The sequence below is a fragment of the Chlorogloeopsis fritschii PCC 6912 genome, assembly GCF_000317285.1.
GTDB lineage: Bacteria > Cyanobacteriota > Cyanobacteriia > Cyanobacteriales > Nostocaceae > Chlorogloeopsis > Chlorogloeopsis fritschii.
On record NZ_AJLN01000093.1, the window covers coordinates 41,680 to 66,961 of the forward strand.

General features: G+C 40.4%; 24 protein-coding genes. 9 read left to right on the forward strand and 15 right to left on the reverse strand.

Going from position 1 to position 25,282, the window contains the following annotated elements; genetic code table 11:
• Positions 1-259 precede the first annotated feature (259 nt).
• The 6 genes from UYC_RS0117685 to UYC_RS0117710 all read left to right on the forward strand — a co-directional run bounded on the left by UYC_RS0117685 (position 260) and on the right by UYC_RS0117710 (position 4,950).
• The gene (locus UYC_RS0117685; protein ID WP_016875988.1) at positions 260-1,399 is read left to right on the forward strand and encodes a sulfate ABC transporter substrate-binding protein; all 1,140 of its coding nucleotides are present in this window, start codon (positions 260-262) and stop codon (positions 1,397-1,399) included.
• A 263-nt stretch (positions 1,400-1,662) separates the two neighbouring features.
• Positions 1,663-2,544, forward strand: a complete 882-nt coding sequence (cysT, locus tag UYC_RS0117690) for a sulfate ABC transporter permease subunit CysT (RefSeq protein WP_026087542.1) — start codon at positions 1,663-1,665, stop codon at positions 2,542-2,544.
• Positions 2,531-3,427, forward strand: a complete 897-nt coding sequence (gene cysW / locus UYC_RS0117695) for a sulfate ABC transporter permease subunit CysW (RefSeq protein ID WP_016875986.1) — start codon at positions 2,531-2,533, stop codon at positions 3,425-3,427. Before cysT ends, cysW begins: the two co-directional genes overlap by 14 nt.
• A 23-nt stretch (positions 3,428-3,450) precedes the next feature.
• Positions 3,451-3,717, forward strand: a complete 267-nt coding sequence (locus tag UYC_RS0117700) for an NIL domain-containing protein (protein WP_016875985.1) — start codon at positions 3,451-3,453, stop codon at positions 3,715-3,717.
• Positions 3,718-3,909: 192 nt separating this feature from the next.
• Complete coding sequence (locus UYC_RS0117705) at positions 3,910-4,512, forward strand: NIL domain-containing protein (RefSeq protein ID WP_016875984.1); 603 nt, start codon at positions 3,910-3,912, stop codon at positions 4,510-4,512.
• Between the two features lie 141 nt (positions 4,513-4,653).
• Entirely contained in the window at positions 4,654-4,950 is a 297-nt protein-coding gene (locus tag UYC_RS0117710) for an NIL domain-containing protein (protein ID WP_016875983.1), read from the forward strand.
• Between the two features lie 65 nt (positions 4,951-5,015).
• On the opposite strand, the gene UYC_RS0117715 is transcribed toward UYC_RS0117710, so the two are convergent.
• The gene (locus UYC_RS0117715; protein WP_016875982.1) at positions 5,016-9,641 is read right to left on the reverse strand and encodes a GAF domain-containing protein; all 4,626 of its coding nucleotides are present in this window, start codon (positions 9,639-9,641) and stop codon (positions 5,016-5,018) included.
• A gap of 99 nt (positions 9,642-9,740) precedes the next feature.
• The gene (locus UYC_RS0117720; protein WP_016879600.1) at positions 9,741-10,157 is read right to left on the reverse strand and encodes an ATP-binding protein; all 417 of its coding nucleotides are present in this window, start codon (positions 10,155-10,157) and stop codon (positions 9,741-9,743) included.
• A 143-nt stretch (positions 10,158-10,300) separates the two neighbouring features.
• Here UYC_RS0117720 and UYC_RS0117725 point away from each other — a divergent pair, with 143 nt between their 5' ends.
• A complete protein-coding gene (locus UYC_RS0117725) occupies positions 10,301-11,491 on the forward strand; it encodes a PP2C family protein-serine/threonine phosphatase (protein WP_016875980.1) in 1,191 nt (396 codons plus the stop codon).
• A gap of 5 nt (positions 11,492-11,496) precedes the next feature.
• On the opposite strand, the gene UYC_RS0117730 is transcribed toward UYC_RS0117725, so the two are convergent.
• The 6 genes from UYC_RS0117730 to UYC_RS0117760 form a co-directional block, all read right to left on the reverse strand.
• Positions 11,497-11,826 (reverse strand): STAS domain-containing protein, encoded by a 330-nt coding sequence (locus UYC_RS0117730; RefSeq protein WP_016875979.1) that lies wholly within the window; start codon positions 11,824-11,826, stop codon positions 11,497-11,499.
• A 37-nt stretch (positions 11,827-11,863) separates the two neighbouring features.
• A complete protein-coding gene (locus tag UYC_RS0117735; protein WP_016875978.1) occupies positions 11,864-12,631 on the reverse strand; it encodes a hypothetical protein in 768 nt (255 codons plus the stop codon).
• A 523-nt stretch (positions 12,632-13,154) separates the two neighbouring features.
• Entirely contained in the window at positions 13,155-13,742 is a 588-nt protein-coding gene (locus UYC_RS0117745; RefSeq protein WP_016875976.1) for a Crp/Fnr family transcriptional regulator, read from the reverse strand.
• A gap of 214 nt (positions 13,743-13,956) precedes the next feature.
• Positions 13,957-14,175 carry a hypothetical protein gene (locus tag UYC_RS0117750; protein ID WP_016875975.1) on the reverse strand — a complete coding sequence of 73 codons (219 nt, stop codon included), beginning with the start codon at positions 14,173-14,175 and terminating at the stop codon, positions 13,957-13,959.
• A 92-nt stretch (positions 14,176-14,267) separates the two neighbouring features.
• A complete protein-coding gene (locus UYC_RS0117755) occupies positions 14,268-14,462 on the reverse strand; it encodes a hypothetical protein (RefSeq protein WP_016875974.1) in 195 nt (64 codons plus the stop codon).
• A 200-nt stretch (positions 14,463-14,662) separates the two neighbouring features.
• Positions 14,663-15,046 carry a hypothetical protein gene (locus UYC_RS0117760; protein WP_016875973.1) on the reverse strand — a complete coding sequence of 128 codons (384 nt, stop codon included), beginning with the start codon at positions 15,044-15,046 and terminating at the stop codon, positions 14,663-14,665.
• A gap of 257 nt (positions 15,047-15,303) precedes the next feature.
• Between UYC_RS0117760 and UYC_RS0117765 the strand changes: the two genes are divergently transcribed.
• Complete coding sequence (locus tag UYC_RS0117765; RefSeq protein WP_016875972.1) at positions 15,304-17,832, forward strand: DUF1311 domain-containing protein; 2,529 nt, start codon at positions 15,304-15,306, stop codon at positions 17,830-17,832.
• Positions 17,833-17,885: 53 nt separating this feature from the next.
• Here the strand turns inward: UYC_RS0117765 and UYC_RS0117770 are convergent, their stop codons facing one another.
• From UYC_RS0117770 to UYC_RS0117780, 3 genes are read right to left on the reverse strand one after another with little or no spacing between them, the layout of a single operon-like run.
• Positions 17,886-18,590: a DevA family ABC transporter ATP-binding protein gene (locus UYC_RS0117770; RefSeq protein ID WP_016875971.1), complete on the reverse strand. Its 705-nt coding sequence runs from the start codon at positions 18,588-18,590 to the stop codon at positions 17,886-17,888.
• Between the two features lie 39 nt (positions 18,591-18,629).
• Entirely contained in the window at positions 18,630-19,811 is a 1,182-nt protein-coding gene (devC, locus tag UYC_RS0117775; RefSeq protein WP_016875970.1) for an ABC transporter permease DevC, read from the reverse strand.
• Positions 19,812-19,841: 30 nt separating this feature from the next.
• Entirely contained in the window at positions 19,842-21,146 is a 1,305-nt protein-coding gene (locus UYC_RS0117780; RefSeq protein WP_016875969.1) for an ABC exporter membrane fusion protein, read from the reverse strand.
• 374 nt (positions 21,147-21,520) lie between these two features.
• Between UYC_RS0117780 and UYC_RS0117785 the strand changes: the two genes are divergently transcribed.
• Positions 21,521-22,138, forward strand: coding sequence for a TetR/AcrR family transcriptional regulator (locus UYC_RS0117785; RefSeq protein WP_016875968.1), 618 nt, complete (start codon positions 21,521-21,523; stop codon positions 22,136-22,138).
• On the opposite strand, the gene UYC_RS0117790 is transcribed toward UYC_RS0117785, so the two are convergent.
• The 4 genes from UYC_RS0117790 to psbC form a co-directional block, all read right to left on the reverse strand.
• Positions 22,119-22,775, reverse strand: a complete 657-nt coding sequence (locus UYC_RS0117790; protein WP_016875967.1) for an HD domain-containing protein — start codon at positions 22,773-22,775, stop codon at positions 22,119-22,121. The genes UYC_RS0117785 and UYC_RS0117790 overlap by 20 nt on opposite strands.
• 86 nt (positions 22,776-22,861) lie before the next feature.
• Positions 22,862-23,551 carry a Uma2 family endonuclease gene (locus tag UYC_RS0117795; protein ID WP_016875966.1) on the reverse strand — a complete coding sequence of 230 codons (690 nt, stop codon included), beginning with the start codon at positions 23,549-23,551 and terminating at the stop codon, positions 22,862-22,864.
• A gap of 32 nt (positions 23,552-23,583) precedes the next feature.
• Positions 23,584-23,769, reverse strand: a complete 186-nt coding sequence (locus UYC_RS0117800) for a PCP reductase family protein (protein WP_016875965.1) — start codon at positions 23,767-23,769, stop codon at positions 23,584-23,586.
• 112 nt (positions 23,770-23,881) lie between these two features.
• Positions 23,882-25,270, reverse strand: a complete 1,389-nt coding sequence (psbC, locus tag UYC_RS0117805; RefSeq protein WP_016879602.1) for a photosystem II reaction center protein CP43 — start codon at positions 25,268-25,270, stop codon at positions 23,882-23,884.
• Positions 25,271-25,282 lie beyond the last annotated feature (12 nt).

The following is a 25,282-nucleotide window of genomic DNA, read 5'->3' on the forward strand; positions in this document are numbered from 1 at the left end:
ATATTCTGGCTTCTGACTTCTGACTTCTGTTTAATAAACACTCTTCAATTTTCAAAACAAGAATTTTTGAACTTCTTTTTTTCTCTACAAATCAGCTTAATCACTTCTAGTTTACAGGTAATTATAAATAAAAACTCATATTATCGACCGGAAAAGGGGAGTTATTAGCTTGCATTTTCAAACGTTCCCATGTAAAATATCTGAAAATATTAAATAACTAAATATCGACCGACATTTTGTAGATGCTGGAGTAAATTGAATGAATTCGTGGCAGCGTGTTGTAACAGAATCGAAACAAAGTCTTTTGCAAATCACCAATAGAGTGAGGGTAAATTCAGTCAAAGGATTTCTATCGCTTGTTTTGGTGGGCATGAGCTTGAGTTTAGCGATCGCTGCTTGTAGTGGCAATAGCAGTAATTCTGCCACTGATAATCCCTCAGCTAATAAAAAGCGAGACGTTGAAGTCACCCTAGTTTCGTTTGCTGTGACAAGATCTGCTCACGATGCCATTATTCCTAAATTTGCCCAGAAATGGAAGCAAGAGCACAATCAAAACGTTAGATTCAATCAAGCCTATGGAGGATCTGGTTCGCAAACTCGTGCTGTGATAGATGGTTTAGAAGCAGATATAGTTCACTTGGCACTTGCTCTAGACACCAAAAAAATTGAAAAAGCAGGGTTAATTGAGCCTGGATGGGAAAAAGAAGTGCCTAACAATGCCGTTGTTTCTAGATCTGTTGCTGCCTTAATTACTCGCCCAGGTAATCCAAAAGGTATCAAGACTTGGACAGACTTAGCAAAACCAGACATTAAAGTTATTACCGCCGATCCCAAAACATCAGGTGTTGCTCGTTGGAACTTCTTAGCTCTGTGGAATTCAGCGATTAAGCCTGGAGGAGGAGAAGATAAAGCCCTTGACTTTGTTACTACAGTATACAGTAACGTACCAATTCTAACAAAGGATGCCCGCGAAGCTACTGACGCTTTTGCTAAACAGGGCCAGGGAGATGTTCTAATTAACTATGAAAACGAAGTGATTTTGGCACAACAAAAAGGTGGGAAAGTCAATTATGTAGTTCCTGATGTCAATATCTCCATCGACAACCCGATCGCAGTGGTAGATAAGAACGTTGACAAGCACGGAAATCGTGAGGTGGCAGAAGCTTTTGTTGAATACCTCTTCACTCCAGAAGCGCAGCAAGAATTTGCTAAAGCCGGATTCCGGCCTGTGGAAGTAGTAGCACAAAACAAAGAAGTACTCAAGGAAGTTGCCGATAGATACCCCAAGGTGAACAATTTGGGAACAGTTCAAGATTACGGCGGATGGGATAAAGTTCAAAAACAATTCTTTGAAGATGGAGCAGTTTTTGATCAAATTCAATCTAAAATCAGGCGTTGATTGGTTAGTAGTTAGTAGGGGCGGGTTTTGTTGATTATCCTTGGGTTAAAACCGACAATTTATCTTCTAAACCCGCACGGCAGTCGCTACAACGCGGGAAACCCGACGCCAGTTGACGCCACTTGCTTTATGCCGGGGAACCCGTCCACCGCAGTGGCTCCTTTATGCCGGGAAACCCGTCCACCGCACTGGCTCCGCAACGCGCTGCCTCCCGTACAGTAGTTAGTTGTTCTCCCTGTTCCCTGTTCCCCTCTTCCTAAAATATGGCTGTATCATCTTCATCACCATCTCGACAAATAACTCCAAGAAAAACTCCACCCTGGAAAACATTTTTGCAGCGACTGTTCGACATACCTTGGACGTGGCGAATTACCTTGGGATACTTAACAGTGATGTTAATTCTCCCGATCGCAGCTATGTTCTTGAAAGCTGCAACTAAACCTCCGGCGGAGTTTTGGCAGATTGCCACTAGTCCAGTTGCTCTTGCTACATATGATGTGACTTTTACTACATCATTTGCTGCGGCTTTACTCAACGGAGTCTTTGGCACTTTAATTGCTTGGGTATTAGTGCGTTACGACTTTCCCCTCAAAAGATTGTTTGATGCCACCGTAGATTTACCTTTTGCACTACCAACAGCTGTAGCAGGTTTAACACTCGCTACAGTTTACAGCGATAATGGTTGGATTGGTTCGCTGCTTGCACCATTTGGCATCAAGGTATCTTTTACCCGTTTAGGGGTAGCAGTAGCAATGATTTTCATCTCATTGCCTTTTGTGGTGCGAACTGTACAACCCGTACTTCAAGAAATGGAAAAAGAAATAGAAGAAGCTGCCTGGTCTTTGGGTGCGTCTCAATGGCAGACTTTTTGGAAAGTGATTTTACCGCCATTATTTCCTACAATTTTGACAGGTGTAGCCTTGGGATTCTCCCGCGCGGTTGGGGAGTATGGTTCGACGGTGATTATCGCTTCCAACACACCTTTTAAAGACTTGATCGCACCTGTACTGATTTTCCAGCGCTTAGAGCAGTATGACTATTCTGGAGCCACAGTAATTGGCATAGTACTACTGGCGATTTCTTTGGTGATGTTGTTAGGAATTAATTTCTTACAAAATTGGGCAAGAAGATATGACACTAAATGACGAAGCCTCCTTTCCCCAACCTCAATTTCATACAACTACAGGCAAACCAAACAATCAAAAACCAGCCAAGGCAAAGAGTTTTATTCCTGTAATTTTAACTGGGGTAGCGCTGGCATATTTAGCATTAGTGCTATATATCCCTGCTCTCAACGTCTTTTTTCAAGCTTTTAAAAATGGAATTGGGCCATTTCTTTCTAACCTCACCGACTCAAATTTTTTGAGTGCAGCGAAACTAACGCTCTTGCTGGCTTTGATTGCTGTACCCTTGAATACAGTATTTGGTTTGTGTGCAGCTTGGGCGATCGCTCGTCACAATTTTCCTGGGCGAACTTTGCTTTTAAGTATCATTGACTTACCTTTTTCTATTTCACCCGTCGTTGCTGGATTAATGCTTGTACTGCTTTACGGGCGAAATGGCTGGTTTGGGGAATGGCTGCAAGCGCATGATATCAAAATTATTTTTGCCTTTCCTGGGATGGTTCTGGCTACAGCGTTTGTGAGTATGCCCTTTGTCGCCCGTGAAGTTATTCCGGTGTTAGAGGAGTTAGGAAACGATCAAGAAGAAGCAGCCGAAACTCTGGGTGCAAATGGTTGGCAGGTATTTTGGCGCGTCACCTTACCGAATATCCGTTGGGGTTTGCTCTATGGCTTACTTTTAACTAATGCCAGAGCAATGGGCGAATTTGGTGCGGTTTCGGTAGTCTCTGGAAACATAGCTGGTAAAACTCAGAGTTTACCTTTGTTTGTGGAGGATGCTTACAAACAATATGAAACGGAAGCAGCTTATTCAGCCGCCGTACTATTAGCGTTGCTAGCTGTAGTGACTTTGGTGTTGAAGGAGATTTTGGAACGGAAAACAGGCGCTAAATCAAAAGCAGAATAGTAATTTAAGGAGTTGGTTCGGATATGGCTATTAATAATCAGCTCACTCATAAGCGAATTCGCATTAGAATTCCGAGAGACTATCATCAAGAACCTGTGATTTCTCGCCTAGTATCCGACTTTGGTTTGACTGTTAACATTGCAGCTGCCATTCTCGGTGCTAATGCTGTTGGTGATGGTTGGTTTGATCTGGATTTACAAGGAACCAATCAACAAATTCAGAATGGGCTAACTTATCTTAAAGACTTGGAATTGGAAATTTGGGATGGAACCAACGTGGGTATTTGGTAAAGCTGGTTATAAGTCATATTAAGTCCGTCTAATTAGTTATCATAAACACTCATGAAAACTCTCTGCGCCTCTGCGCGACGCCAGTTGCTACAACGCGCTTAACCCGCAAGGGCGCACTGGCTCCTCTGCGTGAGATGTAATCATAAGTGTTTTGTCGGACATGATATCAACTGTAATTATTCAGTCGATACTATGACTAACTTTAAATCTGCGAAAATAGCTCCAATCCATATCCGCATTCGAGTGCCCCAGCACTACTACAGACAACCAGTAATTTCTCGATTGATATCTCGCTACAACTTAACAGTCAATATCAAAGCAGCATCTCTGGCAGCAGGTGAAAAACATTGTGGCTGGTTTGACTTAGAACTCCAAGGTAAGCCAGAACAAGTAGTAAATAGCCTTTCTTACCTGCAAGGATTAGGTGTGGATTTGATGCAAGTAGCGATCGCGGGTAGCATACAGCCAAATCAAGACTCATACTCTTTCCCAATTTCAGACAGCAATCTCGCCACGGGTGAACCTACAGCAATCACAAGCGAATGGGGAACCCAAATCTACCCCCAAATTTCCAACAATCAAACCAATCGACTGCGTTTGCAACTGTGCATCTCGAAAAACCACTACCACAAACCTGTAATTTCTGAGTTAGTTTCTAGCTATGGAGTCACAGTAAATATTACGGGTGCGCTATTAAAACCAGATGTTCAAGATGATGGTTGGTTTGATATAGAACTGTGGGGTAGATCGGAGCAACTTTTTTCTAGCTGGAGTTACCTACAAAATTTTTTATAAATAGCCCGGAGGCAAAGCCTCGAAATCCTCGTTACCAGGTTCAACCTGGTAACGAGAACTAGAGCCTCTGGCTCTCTTATTTTACAAATTTATTTTTGAAATAACAGCATTAAATATTAGTAAACTCACACAAAAACTAGAATGTCTTTATTACCATCCACCGCAGAAATAAACAATAAAACTCAAATTCGTCTGCGCTTGAACATTCCAACAACCTACCAGCACCAACCTGTGATTTCTCAACTCATTTCCAGACATAATTTGGTTGTCAATATTACAGGGGCAAATTTGGGGAAAAATACAGGCGGCGAGGGATGTTTTGACATTGAACTCAAGGGAGAATTATCACAAATTTCTCTTGCTCTAATTTACTTAGAATCTCTCAATATCAAAATTATAGGAAAACCAAATACCGATGGAGATAGCTGGTATTGTTAGTAGTTATTAGTTAGTGGTTGTCTCTAAATAAATGTGAGTAGAAAAAAATCAGGCGATAACCTCATCTACAAACAGCCTCTTACAAAGCTTTGAATGTGTTTAAAAACTTCTTCTATCTCTGCGATTAATTCACTAGTGCCTCTACGCTCTTGCTTGTAAGCTAATTGTTCTAACTTATCAGCAGCTAGAGATATCGTTGTAGCTCCTATATTAGCACTAGCACCTTTAATATGATGAGCTTCTTGAATCAATTGCTGAAACTTACTAGCAGCGATCGCCACTTTAATTAACTCTAAACGAGGTTCAATATCTTCAACCAATAATTGTAATAATTCCATTTCAAAATCAGCATCATTTTCTGAAATTTGATGCAAGTGTTTCCAATCAATTGGGAGATTTTCTATTGTAGAAACTGTATTTCCTAAAGTAATTACCTCTCGTTGTGCTTGTAAAAACTGGCTCCAATGTTCTAATACTGTCACTAAATTTTCTTTCATAACAGGCTTACTTAAATAGTCGTTCATTCCTGCATCTAAACACATTTGTCTATCTTCTTTCATTGCATTAGCAGTCATTGCAATCACGACAGGACGACGATGATTAGCAAAGAAGTTCTCTTGCCGACGATGAATTTCTTTTGTAGTTTCCAAACCATCGAGAACTGGCATTTGACAATCCATCAAAATTAAATCGTAAGGAATTATTTCTAATAGTTGCAAAACTTCTTGCCCATTAGCAGCGACATCAGCATGGTAACCAAGACTTTGAAGTTGCTTCAAGGCTACTTTTTGATTAACTAAATTATCTTCAGCTAGTAATATTCTTAATTTATGAGAGCCAGTTACAAGCCGATCGGGTTTTGTGTCTACATTTTTCATTTCTAAATCCTGACTCATAACTTTTAACTCCTCTTGTAGCAGTTCATCTTTAGTTCCTAAAACATTCATAATGGTATCGAGGAGTCGAGATGCCTTAACAGGTTTAACTAAATAAGCAGCAAATCCTATTTTCAACGCTTGATGTACTTCTTCTCGTTGATTAGTAGAAGTGAGCATAATTAAAGGTGTTTGGGCAATAGCAAAATTAGCCTTAATTTGTTCTCCCAATTCCAAACCATCTGTTTGGGGCATCTGCATATCAATTAAGACGACATCATAAGGCTTGTTTTGCTGACAAGCTGCCATCATAATGCTCAAGGCAGTTTCAGCACTATGAGCTTGATCTATCTGCATTCCCCAACGGATAGCTTGATGGTAAATAATCTTGCCATTAGTCGCATTGTCATCAACCACCAAAAGGCGGCGATCGCTCAGTATTCCACACTCATCTATCCTAGTAAAAAACTGGAGTTGCTTGGCAAAAGGAATCTCAAACCAAAACTTAGAGCCTTCGCCTAACTGACTCTCTACCCCAACTTCTCCCCCCATCAAAGTTACTAATTGTTTGCAGATAGCTAATCCTAAACCAGTGCCACCATACTTACGAGTAGTAGAAGCATCCACCTGGGTAAATGGAGTAAACAGTTTACGTTGATCTTCGGTGATGATACCAAGTCCAGTATCTGTAACAGTAAAGTAAATATTGGCTGTAGTGGCAGTTTGCGATCGCAATTCTACTTGCACTACTACCTCTCCTGTACTGGTGAATTTAATAGCATTACCAATTAAATTCATTAAAATTTGTCGCAGGCGGCTAGCATCTCCTTGCAGGTGGGTGGGGACATTAGGATAAACCAAAGCTGCAATTTCTAAGCCTTTTTTATGAGCTTGGGGAGCTAATAAATCTAATACCTCTTCTACACAGATAGATAAATCAAAATTGAGAGTTTCTAAAGCCATTTCCCCAGATTCAAGTTTAGATAAATCCAAAATTTCGTTAATCAGACTTAAAAGAGCATCACCGCTAATGCGAATTGTCTTCATAAAGTCCCGCTGTTCCTCATTGAGGGGAGTTTCTAACATCAAGCCAGTCATCCCTAAGACAGCATTCATGGGAGTACGAATTTCATGACTCATATTAGCTAAAAAAGCACTTTTGGCTTGAGACGCTAACTCTGCTTGACGGCGGGCAAGTTCTAGTTCTTGTCGTTGCAAAATTTCTGCTTCTAGCAATTTGGCTTGAGCTAAAGCAATACCTATTTGATTTGCTAACGCTCGAAAAAGTTCTATTTCCCAGTTAATCCACTGGCGTGGTTGGTTGCATTGATGAGCAATTAACAATCCCCAGAGTTCATCTTTAAGAATCAGGGGAACAACAAGATTAGCTTTGACAGCAAATTTTTGTAGTAATTCGACATGACAAGCTTGTATATTAGCCTGCTCAATGTTTGCGATCGTACTAACTTGCCCCTCGCGGTATTTCTGAAGATAACTCTGTGCAAAACAAGGGTCAATAATTTTTTCTCCCTTAATCTTGGGAAAGCCAGGAATTAGGGCTTCTTGAACAGCAGTTACAGAACCATCTAATTCTAGGCGTAAAATTAATACCCGATCTGCTTGAAGTAGCTTTTGTACCTCTTTAACACTAGTTTCGAGAATTTCTTCGATTTGTAAAGACTCACGAATTTTTAGTGTTACATCAGCTAATAATTGCGATCGCCAGTTTTGGCGTTGCAGTTCTTCTTCTGATTGCTTACGTTGAATAAACTGCCCCACTTGTTGGCCTATGGAATTCATGATTTTTGCCAAATCTTGGTCGTATTGCTGGATTTTTTGGCTAAAACAAGTAATCACACCCAGAATTTTCTGCCCGTTACGAAGCGGAAAACCAAAAGCGCCATGCAGCCCAACTTCTGCCGCAACCCTGCTGCGCAAAAAGCTGACATCGTTAGCAACATCAACCAGCCAAATAGGTTCATTACTGCTCCAAACTCTACCAGGCAATCCCATCTCTGGCGCAAATGTTATTTTCTGACTCAATGTTTTGAACTCTTCTACATCCAAACATGGTTGATGCCACAGTTGAGAAAAACTTAGTATATCTGTCTGCTGATTTACCAGCCACATTTCACTAACATCCCATCCCAAGCTCTCACAAATTGCTTGCAGAATTTGGGGAGTAGCTTCGGCGACTGTAGTAGACTCTGCTAAAATGCGGGTGATTACGTATTGCGCAGTTAAATGTTGTTCTGCACGCTTGCGCTCTGTAATATCAATGCCTGTACCAATAATATATTCTACTGAACCTTCGTAGTCTTGAAGAACCGTATTTGACCAGGAAATTAACCGCAGACTACTATCTTTAGTTCTCCAATAGTTTTCATAGTTGTGAGAGTTTAAAGTAATGTTACCTGCTCTTAACTGCTCAAAAACTGCTTTGACTGGCTCCACTTCTTCAGGAACTAAAAACAAATTCCAAAAATATCTATCCCTGACTTCATCGAATGAGTAACCAGTAATTTGCTCACAAGCTTGATTAAAGCGAACAATTTGTCCTTGTGGATTCAGAACTATTACTAAAGCGCTAACGGTATCTAGCACTGCTGAGATAAAATTACGCTCCTCATGAAGTGTATCTTCTACAGTCTTTCGCTGAGTGAATTCACGATAAATTAAATAGTAAATTACAGCTAGAATGATGAAACTTGAGCAGATAGCGATCGCTACGATCAAAATAGTATTATTTGCATTAGCTTTGACAATCTGTAATTGCTGTTGCAGTCGCTCTCTTTGCTTTTGTTCCACATCATAAATTACCTTGCGGATATCATCCATAAGGTTCTTTCCCCGATTTGTCAGGATTACTTGCAATGCTGCATCAAATCCTTTGTGCTGACGTAACTCAATAGTTTCCTTGAGTTCACTAAGTTTAGCAGCTAATAGAGGTTTGAGTACATCTATATGTTGTTGTTGAGATTTATCAGCTGTTAAATTTCTCAGATTTTTAAGGTCTTGCTCCACTTCTGCAAGTGCTGCCTGATACGGTTTAAGATAAAGTTCTTGTCCAGTCAAAATGTAACCACGTTGTCCAGTTTCAGCATCTTTTATATGTGATAACAGTGCTTCTAAAGAATTGATTGTCTCTTGAGTTTTTTTAACTTGATTACTGCTATTAATTAAAACTATTGTACTGTGATAAGAAACTAAGCCAATTATTAACAAAATTAACGATGCTAATCCAAAGCCACCAGCAACCCTTTTAAAAAAATGCTTGCGTATCTTTTCTACCTGTTTGCGTCGATTAGTTACGAGTACCAAATTTGCTAAATTGCGCCGCAATTCCATTTGTTTAATAACTTGGCGACCTAGAATTTTTAAGGCATCAACCTGCTCAGAAGTCAGGTTTCTAGGTACGTAGTCAATAACGCAAAGTGTTCCTAAAGCATAGCCTTCAGGGTTAGTTAGGGGTACACCAGCATAAAAGCAAATATTAGGATCGGAGGTAACTAATGGATTTGTCGCAAACCTTTCGTCAGCTGTAGCATCAGGTACAGTAAAAACGTCAGATTGGAGAATAGCATGGGCGCAAAACGCCACGTCTCTGGGTGTTTCTAGCGCATCCAGCCCGACTTTTGACTTGAACCATTGACGATTTTGATCAACTAAACTGACTAAAGCAATAGGAGTTCCACAAATATACGATGCTAAACGTGTGAGATCATCAAATGCTGCTTCAGATGGAGTATCTAGGACTTTATACTCTAAAAGTGCCTCAATTCTCTGTGCTTCATTATTAGGTAATGGTACTGTCATCTTTAAGCTTTATCTATCAAAAAAGTAATTTTAATTAGCCCGTAAACACATTTACGGGTATATTTTTATATTTTTAAATTTTTACTTTTTAACTTAATCTTAATAAGTTTTACTCATAAATAAACAGTAGCAATTTTCTGATACCTGCTCATAACTTAATTTGTCAGCTAATATTGACATGATTTTTAAACCACGTCCACGCTCCTGATGATTCTCCTCAAATTCAGCTATTTCTTGCAATTTTTGTTCTATATTGAAAGGTTCACCTTGAGAAAATATACGTATTTCTATAAATTTGTCAGAACGAAAAGCTTCTATATTAATAGGGGTTTCTTCTGATAAAGTTTTGTGGGCGTGTTCCACAATATTAGTAAAACCTTCAATGAGTATAGTTTGACATTTCCACCAAATTTCTTGTCTAGCTATGGGTGGCTGATTGATTTGCTCAAACCAAGATAGAACATCAGGCAAATTTGTAATGTCTGTAGTGATTTTCAAAGAAATTTGCTTATCCATTTGCTTAAAAATCAAAAATTTAGTTTTATTATATTTCAAAATTATCTATTTAATTTACGTATTTTTACTATACATTTGCCAGTAAATTATATGTAATTTGAAATTAATAGATTATTGAATTATCAGTCTTTAATACTTCTTGTATGGTAAAAATTTTAGTTATTGATGATGACCCAATTGTACGAGCAGCATTACATAGAACACTTCAAAAACAGGGTTATGAAACTGCTGTTGCTAGTAATGGAGAGGAAGGAATTGCAAAAGCACGATCACTACGTCCAGCTTTAATTATCTGTGATTGGATTATGTCACAATTGGATGGATTAGAAGTATGTCGCCAAATTAAGGCAGATCCAGAGCTAGCTACTACTTTTTTTATTCTGCTGACTGCTAAAGGTGCGGCTCCAGGTGAAGAGGAAGACAGAGTGAAAGGGCTGGATGCAGGAGCAGATGAGTTTGTTTCTAAGCCAATAGAAATGGGTGAATTAAAAGCACGAGTAAGAGCAGGATTAAGGTTATATCAACTAAATCAAGATTTACAAAGCCAAAAACAAGCTTTAGAAATACTCAACCAGAACTTGCAAACCCAAAAGCAAATTTTAGAAGCAGAATTGGCTGAGGCGGCTGATTATGTGCGATCGCTTCTACCTTCACCACTTACAGGAACAGTAACTACAGAAGCACTGTTTGTTCCCTCAGCACAGTTAGGGGGTGATTGCTTCGATTACTACTGGCTTGATGACGAGCATTTAGCAATTTATTTGTTAGATGTATCAGGGCATGGGGTGGGTGCTGCCTTATTATCTGTATCTGTATTGAATATTTTGCGATCGCAATCCCTAACCAACACTAACTTTTACCAACCTAGTGAAGTTCTCAAAGCACTTAATCATGCCTTTCAAATGAAAAACCACGGTGATAAATACTTTACAATCTGGTATGGAGTTTATCACCGCCTCAAACGTAAACTTGTTTACGCTAGTGCCGGACATCCTCCAGCTTTACTTCTATCTAGTAAATCTACAACCAACTTTCAAGTTAAACAACTAAGCTCTTTAGATTTGCCAATAGGCTTTTTACCTGACATTCACTTTGAGGATGCTGTATTTGATATTGAAAAAGATAGCACTCTCTACATCTTTAGCGATGGAGCTTACGAAATTAATCAGCCAGATGGTAAAATTTGGGGAGTTGATGCTTTGATTAATTTACTAATCAAATATACCAATGTCAATAACTGCCATCTCAAACAAGTTTTAGAACATATTATGGTATTAAGCCAACAACACAATCTAAAAGATGATTTTTCTTTGCTAAAATTTTCCTTTAATTAATCAAGTTATTCTTTTGCAGTCAAATACTGACGATTGAAGTCATCTTGATCTACAAAATTTTGAAAAATTCTATCCATTTTAGTAAGCTCAAATAACATTCTCACTTGGTCATTAATAGAACAAACAAAAAGTTTAGCATTAGCATTGCGTACTACTTGCATTGCCGACACTAAAGAACCTAAACCTGAACTGTTAACGAAGTTAACTTCTTTCATATCAATTAATAAAATATTAGTTCCATCAGCTAGAATGTCGTTAATTTCACGACGCAATTCATTACCTCTCACTCCATCTAATATCCCAGATAATTTAATTGTTCTAACATTTGAATTCATAGGTTATTTACCTTGTTAATGTGTCAAATTATATACTTTATATTTTGGCATCTGTAAAATGAAACGGCAAGTTATCTAAATAGAATTTAGGAGTCAGAAGCCAGAATAATCGTAAGGTGGGCACTTTCCACAATGTAAAACTAAGGATTTGAGGAAAGTTACGCAGTGCCCACCCTACAAAAATTACTTGACCAAATTTTCCTTGCCAACCAATTTGCAAAGGAATATTAGTAACTAATTCCACATCTCTTTGCTCAAACAATTCTAAACCTGATTTAACAAATAATTTATTGCCATTCCGCAATCTAAACTGAAATGTTGGTTCTATAAATAAATTATGTTGACCAAAATTATCTGTATCATTGCGAAAGTCTGTTTGAATATTTTCCAATACTGCAAATGGCTTGCTTGATTCGGTGTCAGTTGACGGTGGAGTGAAATTATTAGGTATTTTTGGTGGTGCTGGCGGGATTGGTGGAGGTAATTGCAGACCTGGATTTAAATTTTCTGGTGCAGCAATTAAAAAAGATTTTTGCTCTAATTGATGTAAAATTATTGTTGAATTACTATTATATCGATTTAAACATAAAGGATTCGGTTTCAAATCCTTAACAGAAGTCTTCTGTTCTAGTAATTTTGATAATAGCTTCCAGTTTTCAGATATTGAAGTAGCTTGTGAATTAGTTTCTAATAATATCCAAATACCAAAACTCCAGATGAGTATTAATTGTATACTTAAGCTTTTTAAAAAAGTCTTAGTATACTTCCATTTAGATTTTGATTTACAATAAGAATTATTTTTCATTATTAAACACTAAACTTCTTAGTAGAGACAAAAAATCTAGTCAGTAGTTTATTAGCTCCTGACTAGATTTTTACTTGGCGTTATTATGCCCAATATTTCTACTGAGATCTTGCACCATTCTCAATAACCGTAGGGTGGGCAATGTCACAAGGTAAAAATAAGGGTTCGAGTCAACCAATAGCATTGCCCACTCTACAAAAATCGCAAGGGGGAAACTGATGCAAGATGAGAGTCTATGCAAATATATTTGGAAACCAGATTTTAACCAGGGACAGATTCTCGGTGCGGTCTTGGTTACTGGAAAAGTATATGATTTATACTATTTCACGTTAATTACGATACACATGAATTTTGCCCAGACGTGATATATCGCGTCTGGGCACAGTCTGTATTTGTATCAGATTTTTTGTGAAATAGTATTACACAGTGATGATTCGTTTAATATTGAAACGACTGGCAAAGTCTGATTCGGTCACTTCATAATCATTTACAAACAGCCTCTAATTAACCGCTATCGATCCAACTAAATTTCATAATGCCAAATCTGTTCTTCTTTCAGCACAATTCTATGCAAAGGTAAACGGTCTATCAATCCTCGCTCCTCTAGATTTGTCAAAATACGGGTAATAGTAACACGAGTTGAATTCAGCATTTCTGCAATATCTTGATGTGTAAGCCGCAAATCGATTAAATGCCCATTTTCGACTTCACGACCAAATTTTTTAGCTAGCCAACCTAGTAGTTTAATCAGCATAATTTCTACAGTTTTATAGCTGCGAATCACCATCAATTCTTCCGCCTGCTGAAGGTGTGCTAGCAGCACTTCTGTCAGTGGATACCATTCATTTGCGGGAACAATAGTTACTTCTACTTTAGTTAAACATTCAATTTCATATGGCTCAATTTTTGAAAAAGCTTTACCAACAATATCTCCTGGCCCCCACACCCCTAAAGTTACAAGCGTTCCGTCTTCATGCCATGTCACATTTCGCACTATTCCTTTTTCTAACTTCCAAAGAATATTCTGCTGAAGCGGGATAAATGAGCGTGGCTGAAAATGCCGGCTAATGCTTTTATGAGGATGATTCGTCACAGGGGAAGAGGGAAACATTAGGATTAACTCCTGTTTATCTATAAATAAACTGTAGTATTTAACTATATCAATAAATTTTACTCTTGGATGAACCCTTGAGGGCGCTAGATGCCAAAAAATGTGGTTGCGACATCTGCATGAGGAAGTTAATGTCACAACCGTATTTGTCACCATCCACAGCTTCTCCAGTTTGTGGATCTGTTTGATGGCAAAATTATCTTGCCAATTAGATTTAACGCAGGGATTCTAAGATTACTGTTATTGTCATCAAACACAGCAGGATAATTCCCAACTTGCCAAACCAATTTCTTGCCAAGGGCAACAGTACTGTGACAATATTCACAGCCCCAAAACTCACGGATAAAATGTAGGCGATCGCAAAACCTAAGATTGCTAGCAAGAAAAATTTGAGGAACTTAGCAGTCAATTGCAATAGAAAACTATACTTCATGGCTATGAACTCCAATCTGAACTGGTTGTGATTCAATTTGTCTGAAGTTGACAAAAGCTCACTTGCACACCACGAACTTATGAAATTCTGTACTAAGCTAACTGTTGAGGCTGAATATCCGGCAGTTGAGGATCAATTGGACACCAACCAGAATTATTTTTCACTTCCACTTCTAAGCCCACAGGCGTAATTTGCACAGTGACAGTTCCATCAAACTTTGCAAGTATGGCGGCTAAAAGAGTAGTCAATAAAGCTAAAGTGACAAAATACCTGATATTTGGATTCATTTTGTGTTCTCCAAGTAATTAATTAAACAAAAAACGGATGTGCGAAGCCGAAGCTTCCGCAGCATCCGTCGTGGTTATTCCCATCGATGAGCTGTTAGCAGAAATTTATGAAATTATTTGGAATTACTTCTCACACCAGACGAGATTTCAGCTTAAAAACATATGAGGTGAAGCTAGCTGTGCCGTCATCACCCCTAAGATTAACAGAGCTTAATTCCGTGGATTATAGATGGACAGAACTGTAATCCATATTGACCGTCCAGTCCACGACGCCAAATCATAATAGTCGCATAACCTTGCTGTAGACAAAAAGTTTCAAACAATGCGCTATCGAGCTTTGCGATCACTTCTTCTACAGTTGTCAAGGTTTGCCGCTGTCTGGGCAGCGGAGGTGGATTCCAGACGGCTAAGTCTGCTGGTGCAATCAGAAAATTTTGAACATCTCCACAGCGGCACTCGACTTTGTACTGACCTTGATTAGGACAGCATCGCAACTCTATAAATCCAGTGTTGTTAGATTGTTCAAATCTATCTATCTGTTGTTTGCAGCAGTCGAGGATTTGCTTTAGTGCTTCGGGAGACATAAATTAGCCATACACTGTAAACTTAATATACGTGTAAATATAACAATCATATTTTTTAAGTTTTACATTTGTATCACAAGCTACAAAATTGTCAAATATTCAAATAAATGTCCAAAAATCCGCTATTTACTAATTTTTCGGCTAATTGCTAAAAATGTTTATATAAAATTTTTGTGTATAAAAGCACAAAAAAATAACAAACATAGCTTTTTAATGTCAATATCATTTACATTTATTTTGTGCGTAGAATAAAGGCTATGAGTAAAGAAAGCGTTGGAGACCAAGAAAAACTAAGGGAGATGCTCCATTTCTTCCTAGACAAAATGGGAGCAACGCAGGTAGAACTATCAGAAGGGATGGGTGTTAGCCGACCAGTTGTGATTAACTTTTTGAATAAGGATAATCAACGGCTACCAGTTGATCGTCAAAGCTTGATCAAATTGTGCGAGAGTCTTCCCAAACGCAGGGCATCCAAGAGAAGAGCAAAAATAGAGGTTGAAAAAAGCTCAGAAGAAATTGAGTCTAATCCTGATGAGCTACGAGAGTTATTGGGAGAGATTGGAGCTGACGAACTACTAGAGTCTGCTGGCTTTTTACCAGAGAACACCAGTATTATTAGGGTAAGCCAAGAAAGGTTTTTTCAAGTTGCTCAAGTCGTTGCTCTGCTTGAGTTTTTGGAATTTGACGATTTACTAAGCACAACCCAAGAGTTCTTGGCGATCGCAAGTAACAAGATAGCGATTTCAAGTAAAAAACTTTTTCCAGAGGATGGTGAGCATCAAAAGAATGATTCTCTGCGGCATTTAATTAAAATATTACGAAAATCTCACCCGACGTTGGGTTTAAAGCGGAGATTGGAGGTAATAGAGAAGCTGCGGCAAACCCGGCACAGACTCAGATCTGGAGGCAAAACAAAATTTAGCCAGCAAGAGGCGATCGCGCTTTTTCTAAGTATTGCCATTAAGGAGCAAATGCCCAAACCCAAAGATGCAGCTAATATTCGTATTAGAGTTCAAAAGTTGGAATTCCAAACTTTATCTCGCTCTGTCAATCAAGAAGAAAAATACAGTGATGTGTACCATCGGTTTGTGCAGATAGCTCATCAAGCAGAACGCGATCTGAAAACTCCGGATGTATCCTTAACAACACAACTAGAAGCACAGTCTCTCGATTCCCTCAGCCCAGTGATTAGGGCGGTAGTAACTTGTAGCTTTAGTCATGATGGCAACTCCAGTGAGCTTCTCGAATGGATGTATACTTCTAGTAACACAATCGTGGAGAATGCGATCAGTGCCTGTAGTCTCCACATGGGATTTACCGAAGAAGTAGCTAATATTACCCTATCAACAAAAACCTTAGACAGCAGCATTGATTCATTAGTTCAAACAACCGTTATTTTAGGAGATCAGCAAAAGTATCAAGGGATTTGGGTTGATCGCGACTCAATGATCGCGATGCTACAAGCGATTGTCTGTGCAGCAGAACAATGGCTTTTATGGAATGGCGAACTCAACTTAGAAATCTATAGTTCAGCCTGCAAAGCTCTCTCTGAGTTGAGAAAGCGATTGACTAAAGCAAGGAGAGCTTTTCAGAATTTTCAGTTTCTTGATGAAGAGTGCAAGCCGGAAGAAATTGAGCGTATTGCGAAGACAGCTAGGGATGAATTGAAGAAAATTCCCAAACAAAAGATTTACTTTCCATATCGGCTCAACTTCTATCGCTGCTATTTTCTGGCAAAACGGTTGGAGCTAAGACAGTCAAATTTTCAAGGCAACATCATTAACGCAAAACAGCTGATTCAAGAAATTAAAGAAGTTTTAGAGGAAGAGCAGGAAGTAAAGGAAGAGGTGGTTCCGATCCAGGCTCTAATTCAATCAGAAGTCTATTTATATGAGCTTTCTTGTGGACATGAGCCAAATTTATTTGAAGAGAACAACAGAAGCAAGTGGCTGGGATTAGAAGAATGGGACAATAAAATTAGAAATGCAATTAAACCACGCTCTTGCTATAAAGATCCTGGTTTGGATGTTTATAAAGCCTTGTCTGAAATTTATGGAAATATCGCCCGAATAGAGTTTTACCTTTGCGATGATAAAAGTACGCTTGAAAAAGCCGCAGACAATTTTCTGAGAGCAGCCCACTATGCCTTGCGTATAGGTTTAACTCAGCGGATGGCTCGATGGCTAGCTTTGGCAGGAAGAGTCTGGGTTAGACTTGGAGATGCTAAGTTGTCAATACAAGCATTACATTTTGCTGATAAACTTGCTAAAGCTGATTTAACAACTGGGCACAGTGAGAATTTTTGCCAAGCAGTTCTTTCAGAAATTAATTTGCTCAAAGGAGAATATCAGCTTTTGATTCAAAATGATCCTACTAATGCTTTAGAGTGTTTTTTAATGGCACTGAAAGGATCTGTGTACTTGGGCTTTAATCGTCGGATTTGTGATGCACTCTTCAATATTTCAAGATGCTCTAATAAGCTTGGTAACTTAAGTACTAAAGGTGAACTTGGCAGGATATTTACAGGAGAAGATCAGTTAATAGAATCAAACAAAAGCAAACTGATACATATAAGTAATTCTACATCTGAGAAAGTTTTAGATTTACTATGTAATTTCTGGAGTAGAGAAGATAATCCTACCTGGTTTCAAGTGCGGGGTGAGTTTTCTAAACTCGCTGCAGATATTTGGCAAGGATGGCATCTTGATACTAAGCCGGGAGCAACGACAAAACACCCGATCGCCCAGCGGATTGAAAGCGAATCTTGGCTTTGTCAAGTTAATTAAGTTATAAAAGCCTCAGATCCCCGACTTTTTAGAAAAGTCGGGGATCTAGTTGTCTACCCAACACTAGCAACAGCAGCAACAGGTGCATTCGCTAACTTGCCATCTTCCATGTAGACAATGCGATCGGCGATATCTAAAATCCGGTTGTCATGTGTCACTAAAAGAATGGTGCAACCTTGCTCTTTTGCCAGTGTTTGCATCAGGTTAACCACATCTCGCCCTGATTTACTATCTAATGCAGCGGTGGGTTCGTCTGCAAGAACGATTTTGGGATGACTCACCAATGCACGAGCGATCGCGACGCGTTGTTTTTGTCCCCCCGACAAGTCATCCGGGTAATAATTAAGACGGTTCCCCAACCCTACCATCTCCAGCATCTCGGCAGCTCTGGTATACATTTCCTGCGGGGAAAGACTATGATGCAGTTCTAAGCCCATCTTGACATTTTGTAGGGCTGTCAAACTGCCATGCAAGTTGTGGGCTTGGAAGATATAGCCGTGACTGCGCCTTGCAAGTGTTAATTGTTTGTCATTAGCTCCACAAAGTTCTTTTCCCAATACCCGCAAACTACCTTCTTGAGCAGAACGCAAACCACCTACTAAGGTTAATAGTGTAGTTTTACCAGAACCAGATGGCCCTGTCATAATCACAATTTCCCCAGCATTAATTTCCAGGGTGATATCAAATAGTACTTGTTTGCGGAGCTGTCCTTTACCAAAATAATGATTGAGATTTTGGATTGCGATCGCAGGTTCCATATTAATTAGTTAATTGTTAATTGCACTGTTCATCATTTTTTAAAACATATCTGCCGGATCGGCTTCTAGAACTTTACGAGTAGCAATAGCTCCAGAAATCATACACATAATTACAGTGAGCAACTGCACCATTAATGCTCGCCCTAAAGTCATATATAGGGGCAAATTGGTGGCATTTCTTGTTAAAGTGTACAGCCCCAAAGAAACGGTAAATCCAGGTATAAAACCTAAAATTGCCATAATAATGGCTTCTTCAAATACCACACTTAACAAGTAACGATTTTGGTAGCCCATTGCTCGGAAAGTCGCATATTCTTTCATATGAGCATTAACATCGGTGGAAAGAACTTGATAAACAATAATCACTCCCACCATGAACCCCATCGACACACCCAGGCTAAAAATAAAACCGATTGCAGTATTTGTCTGCCAATAATGCTTTTCAAAGTTAATAAATTCTTCTTTAGTTAAAACTTGAACATCTTTTTCATTCTGAAGATAACTTTTTAAAGCCGTTGCCACCTGGTTCGAGTCATAGCCTGGTTCGATTTGAATCAATCCCAAGTTCACGCTACTTGCTTCTCGTCTGGGAAAGAGTCGCAAAAAGTTCTGATCGCTAGTAATCAAGGTTCCATCAGCAATAAAGGAAGCGCCTACCTGAAATAAGCCGTTAACAGTGATGGTTCGTCGCTCAATTTCGGTAGTAACGGTTTTCCCCGCTTCAACTTGAGCGATCGCTTCTTTGTAATCTCCCCTAGAACCGCGATCAAATAACACTGTATCCGGTAGCTTGATGGCATTTAATTGGCTATTCACTTCTGGTAAATTGAAGGCTGGTTTGTCGGGATTAAAACCCATCACCAAAACCATTGTTTCTTTACGGGTTTGAGGATTTTTCCAAGAGACGGTGTTGATGTACATCGGTTCTGCTGATTTCACACCCGGTATATCCATTGCCTGGAACAGCCGCCGCCGGGTAAAGGTAGATAAATAGGCTAAGTTCCGCGCCTGGGGACTAACTAAGACAATATCTGCCTCTAAGCTGCTATGCACTCTAGTGTTACTGTTGTACAAAGCATTCTGAAAGCCTGTTTGCATAAACATCAGCATATCGGCAAAGGCAATGCCCGACAGTGCCACTAAAAAACGGCTTCTGTGGCGGCGCAGTTGCAGCCATCCCAATGGTGTGCGTTGTTGTAGTTGCTGAATAAATCCAATCACTGGCGCTTTGCTCCCAGTCAAAAGTTATTTTTAAATTTCTATTACTGCCTGTACTTGCAGGTTAGTGAACTTAGCAGCTTTCTGACTTGATGCATTATCCAGTTGAACGTGAACTTCCACGACTCTGGCATCTATATTGCTAGAAGGATCGCTGTTGATCACATTTTGGCGCTGGATCTGCCAGCCAATTCTTTCCACAGTTCCGGATAATTTACCTGAGAGAGAATCGCTATCTATCTGCACTTTTTGCCCCGGACGTATTTTATTAACATCACTTTGGTAAACTTCTACTACCGCATACATCTGCTTGCTTTGCCCAATCTCGGCAATACCGTCGTTGGAAACTAATTCACCTGGGCGGGTATATATTTTGAAAACTTGTCCATCTTGGGGCGATCGCACGTAAGCTTGTCGCAAATTTGCCTCTGCCCTTTTCGCGGCAGCAATAGCTCGATTTACTTCGGCTTGGGCTGCTGCTACATCCACAGGGCGCACTTCGGCAATCTGATCTAAAGTAGCTTCTCCTTCTTTGATTTGCTGTTGTCGGGATGCTTGGATGCGCTCTAAGTTAGCTTTTGCTTCGGTTAACTGCTGCTGTCGGGATGTTTGAATGCGTCTGAGGTTGGCTTTTGCTTGATTTACTTGTTGCTGTGCGGTTTGCCAAACTAAACGCTTGCTATCCCGCGATGATGCCGAAATTGCTCCTTCTTGATACAAAGTTTGATGGCGTTGGTATTCTGCTTGGGCATTGTCTAGTTCCGCCTGCAACTGAGCGATAGTTGCTTTTTGGGCTTCTATTTCCGTGTCTTTTTCTGCCTGCAGGCGAGCGATCGTGGCTTTTTGGGCTGTTATTTCCGTGCCTCTTTCTGCTTGCAGGCGTGCAATCCCGGCTTTTTGGGCTTGAATTTCACCCTGCTTGGCACCAGCTTCTATCTTTTGCAGATTTGCCTGCGCTACTTGTACTGCCTCTTTGGCTTCATCTAAGGCTGAGGAGAGGCGATCGCGACTGTCTAAAATCGCAACTACTTGCCCTGCCTTTACCGTATCTCCTTCTTTCACCAGTAGCTGCTCGACTCGATTTCCGTCTGCTGAGGTAGGTGCAGACAGTTTGATTACCTGTCCTTTTGGCTCAAGTCGCCCCAAGGCTGTTACTGTTTTGACTTCTGGCAGTTGAGCTAACTGTTGTTGCGCCTTCAGTTCAGCACTCCGAGACTGCTGTACCGTATACACACCAATTCCTACTGTACTCAAAGCTGCAATTGCTGCGATCGCTACAGAGGGGCGAAAAATTGACTTTGGGGGAAAGGAACCTTCAAACTTGGAGTTTTGCAGCATAACATCCCTCGGCTATCAAACTAAACTGTTTAGTTTTATGTTATCACTAGACTAAACCGACTAGTTTAGTTTGACAAGTACTACAATAGAAAAAACTAGACTATACAGTTTAGTTCGTTCCTTGCAGTTTTCTTTGCCTGACACGGTAGCACGATATACATTGTGCCCGTGTCTCTCCTTAATAACGGGACAAGGGGACACGGAGCAGAGGGGATGGGGAGAACTACTAACCACTAACCAATGATAAATGACCTTAGTGCCAACCTACTAAATATAAGTTTTGCGTAAATCCTACGGGTTTCTCTGGTTCATCTAGGATATTAAAAGTGTCTAGAGTGTGATAAAGGTTGGTAAGTAGCAGGAAACAGTAAAAAATGGTACGTGCAAAAATAACTGATATAGAACGTGAGAGTTCTGCTGAGAAAGTTGAACAAATTCTCCAAGGAGCGATGCAAGAGTTTTTAGCTCATGGCTTCGCGGGTACAAGTATGGATAGAGTAGCAGCAACAGCAGGTGTTTCTAAAGCTACTGTTTACAGCCACTTTACAGATAAAGAAGGATTATTTAAGGCTTTAATTGAGCGGTTAGCACGTAAAAAATTTCATTCTATCTTTGGTAACGAACCCTTGGAAGGAGAACCATCTCAGGTGCTGCGCCAGGTAGGGAGCAAAGCCTTGGAGCAGATGCGCGAGGATCAAGAGCATTGTGCATTTATGCGTGTGTTGATTGGAGAATCGGCTCGTTTTCCAGAGTTAGCGAAAGTTTGCGTTCGTGCCATGATGAAACCAGTTTTTGAGACTATGAGTAAATATCTGGCTTCTCATCCGGAACTCAAAATTGCCGATCCAGAGGCTGTAGCAAGAATTATAGTTGGCTCGTTAGTTCATTTCCATATAACTCAGGATGTGTTGCACGGCAAAGACATCATTTCAATGGAAGGCGATCGCATCCTTGATACAATGATTGACTTGATTATGAAATCTGCTCGATAAACTGAATTTCTGCTTCCAGGTTGTGGCGAGCGGAGGATTCAAAATTTGCGAACATCAAATCTGTAAAGTAAATGCGATGTCGCTGCAAAAATTGCTGCAAAACCTTCTTTCTGGCTGCTAGATATATCGCATCTGGTAACCAAGCATATTCTTGACGAATTGCCAAGGCATACTGATGGTAGTGTGATGGGTTTGTACCTAAAATAGCTAAATCCGCATCCAACAATACCTGAGTATCAAAATCATCTGATGCAGCTTGATGATGTTTGGTATGCAAAATGAGGGTAGAAACTTTGGTAGTTATACGAGATGGAATTGCCAGCGATTTTAGGATTTCGCTAGCATAAATAGCACTTTTCTCTTCATTGTCTTGTGCTTGAGGATTATAGATAACATCATGAAACCAGGCGGCAAATTGAATAGCTGGCAAATCTTGGGCTTGGTTTTGTAAAGTTTGTATCGTGTTTAGAACATGATAAATGTGTTCTAGGGTGTGATAGTAGCGTCCTGGGGTTGAGTAAGCTGTAACTAATTGGGTAAAAGCTTTTTCGGCAGCAGTTTGCTCTACTCCAAAAGGTTGGAGTAAATGCCACCAATTATCAAACAAATTTTCTGTGATTTGATTCTGAGGCTCCAAAGCAAAATGATTTCTGTAGAACTAAAGAATATTCCCATGATGTAGGAGTGTTGTAGATTGCAGTAGTTAGAGATGCGATCGCCTTCCTAATTCCCTTTTACTTTTTCCCTAACCCACTGTCGCACCGCCCGCCTAATTGCCAGTCTGCCTGCTGCCCTATTTTCCTCAATTAATTGCGGTAATTCTTTAATTGGTAAATTAGGAAACACTAAGCTTATTTTCGCTTCAATATATTCACTACCATGAAGATGATAAATATTCAATTCACCAGAATCGTAACACCATAGTTCCGGTACTCCCAGACGCGCATAAATAGGAAAGCGGTTTAGAGATTTACTGGTAACATCTATTTCCAGTGCTAAATCTGGTGAGACAGCGCGGTCTTGGGGGTTTCCCCCATGAGCGACTGCGAACCCGAAGGGTGGTGGATCTTGTGTCAAATTTACATCCAACCTACCTCGAACCGCGTCAACATTCTGGAAATAAAAGCAGTTATCTGGCTCTAAGCCTGCCATCCGAATTTCTCGTTTCCAGGTGGTAGAACCAAAGCTTTCGTAATCCCGTTCAAGCTCTTGGGCAATATCTTTAGTTAAGTCGCTAATTACTTCTTTGTAATATTCATGTTCAGGCAGAGGCGTCATAATTTCCAAAGTTCCGTTATCGTAGGCAACCCTTGCAGCGCGATGTTCTCCCAAATCTTTGAGAAGATTTTCAAACTGTTCCCAACTGATGTTGTAAAGTAGAACGCGATCGGCACGCTTGTTAGCGATTGTCATGAAAACGGCTCCTGCGATTATCTGCCATCAAATTACTGCCCAAATTCAAGCCTAGCCCGCTCAACTAATTCTGCTGTAATAATCTCTTGCTCTGCTTGACGAGCCAACTGCTCAATTCGTGCTTTAGCTTGAGCGCGAACGAAGAAGGGTATTTGCTTTAATTTTGCTTTGGCTTCGGCTGTCCATTTTAAAGCATCTGGAAAATTGGAGTCATCCATACCACCCCCTATCCTGAAAGAAGCTTAAATTCTATTGTCATAAAAAAGCCCCTGCTTTTACACAGGAGCTTCATAAAAATGTAATTGTCAGTGATGAAAGAAAACTTATGTTTTAGTCGATGTCCTTCATAAACAACACTGGCTCTGTTTCACGGTCAATACCTTTTTCAAAACCAGCAGCAGCAGCACGGGCACGACCAGCGTGCCACAAGTGACCGACTAAGAAGAAGAAAGCTAAAACGAAATGAGAAGTTGCCAACCAAGCGCGGGGGTTGACGTAGTTGAAGGAGTTAGGCTCGGTGATTACACCACCCACAGAGTTGATAGAACCGTTGGGAGCGTGGGTCATGTACTCAGATGCACGACGAATCTGCCAAGGTTGAACGTCGTTCTTGATCTTGTCGAGATCCAAGCCGTTGGGGCCGCGCAGAGGCTCTAACCAAGGGCCGCGGAAATCCCAGAAGCGCATGGTTTCACCACCAAAGATGATTTCACCAGAAGGTGAGCGCATTAGGTATTTACCCAAACCAGTGGGGCCTTGAGCAGATGCAACGTTAGCACCAAGTTTTTGGTCACGAACCAAGAAGATGAAAGATTGAGCTTGAGAAGCTTCAGCGTTTGTGGGGCCGTAGAATTCGCTGGGGTAAGCGGTATTGTTGAACCAAACAAAGCAAGAAGCGATAAAGCCCATCAGGGACAGAGCGCCCAAGCTGTAGGAGAGGTAAGCTTCACCAGACCAGATGAAAGCACGACGCGCCCAACCGAAAGGCTTGGTGAGAATGTGGAAAATACCACCAGCAATACAGATTAAAGCAACCCAGATGTGACCGCCAATGATGTCTTCCATGTTATCGACACCGACGATCCAGCCATCACCACCGAAGGGAGACTTGAGCAGATAGCCAAAGATGACTGCTGGGTTCAATGTCGGGTTGGTAATGACGCGAACATCACCACCACCAGGTGCCCAAGTATCATAGACACCACCAAAGAACATTGCCTTCAGCACCAACAACAAGGCACCACATCCCAAAATAATCAGGTGGAAACCGATGATGTTGGTCATCTTGTTCTTGTCTTTCCAGTCGTAGCCAAAGAAGGAGGAATAATCTTCTAAGACTTCTGGGCCACGAATGGCATGATAGATACCGCCAAAACCGAGTACAGCGGAGGAAATTAGGTGCAGAACACCAACGACGAAGTAGGGATAGGTATCTATCACTTCACCACCAGGGCCAACTCCCCAGCCGAGAGTTGCTAAGTGGGGTAAAAGGATAAAGCCTTGCTCGTACAAGGGCTTTTCAGGGACAAAGTGAGCAACCTCAAACAAGGTCATTGCTCCAGCCCAGAAGACGATCAAACCTGCGTGGGCAACGTGTGCGCCCAACAGTTTGCCGGAGAGGTTAATCAGACGGGCGTTACCAGCCCACCAGGCAAACCCGGTGGAATCTTGGTCGCGTCCTGCTCCCAGAACGCCAGGTCTATTAGAGAGCGTTACCACGAGGTAATACCT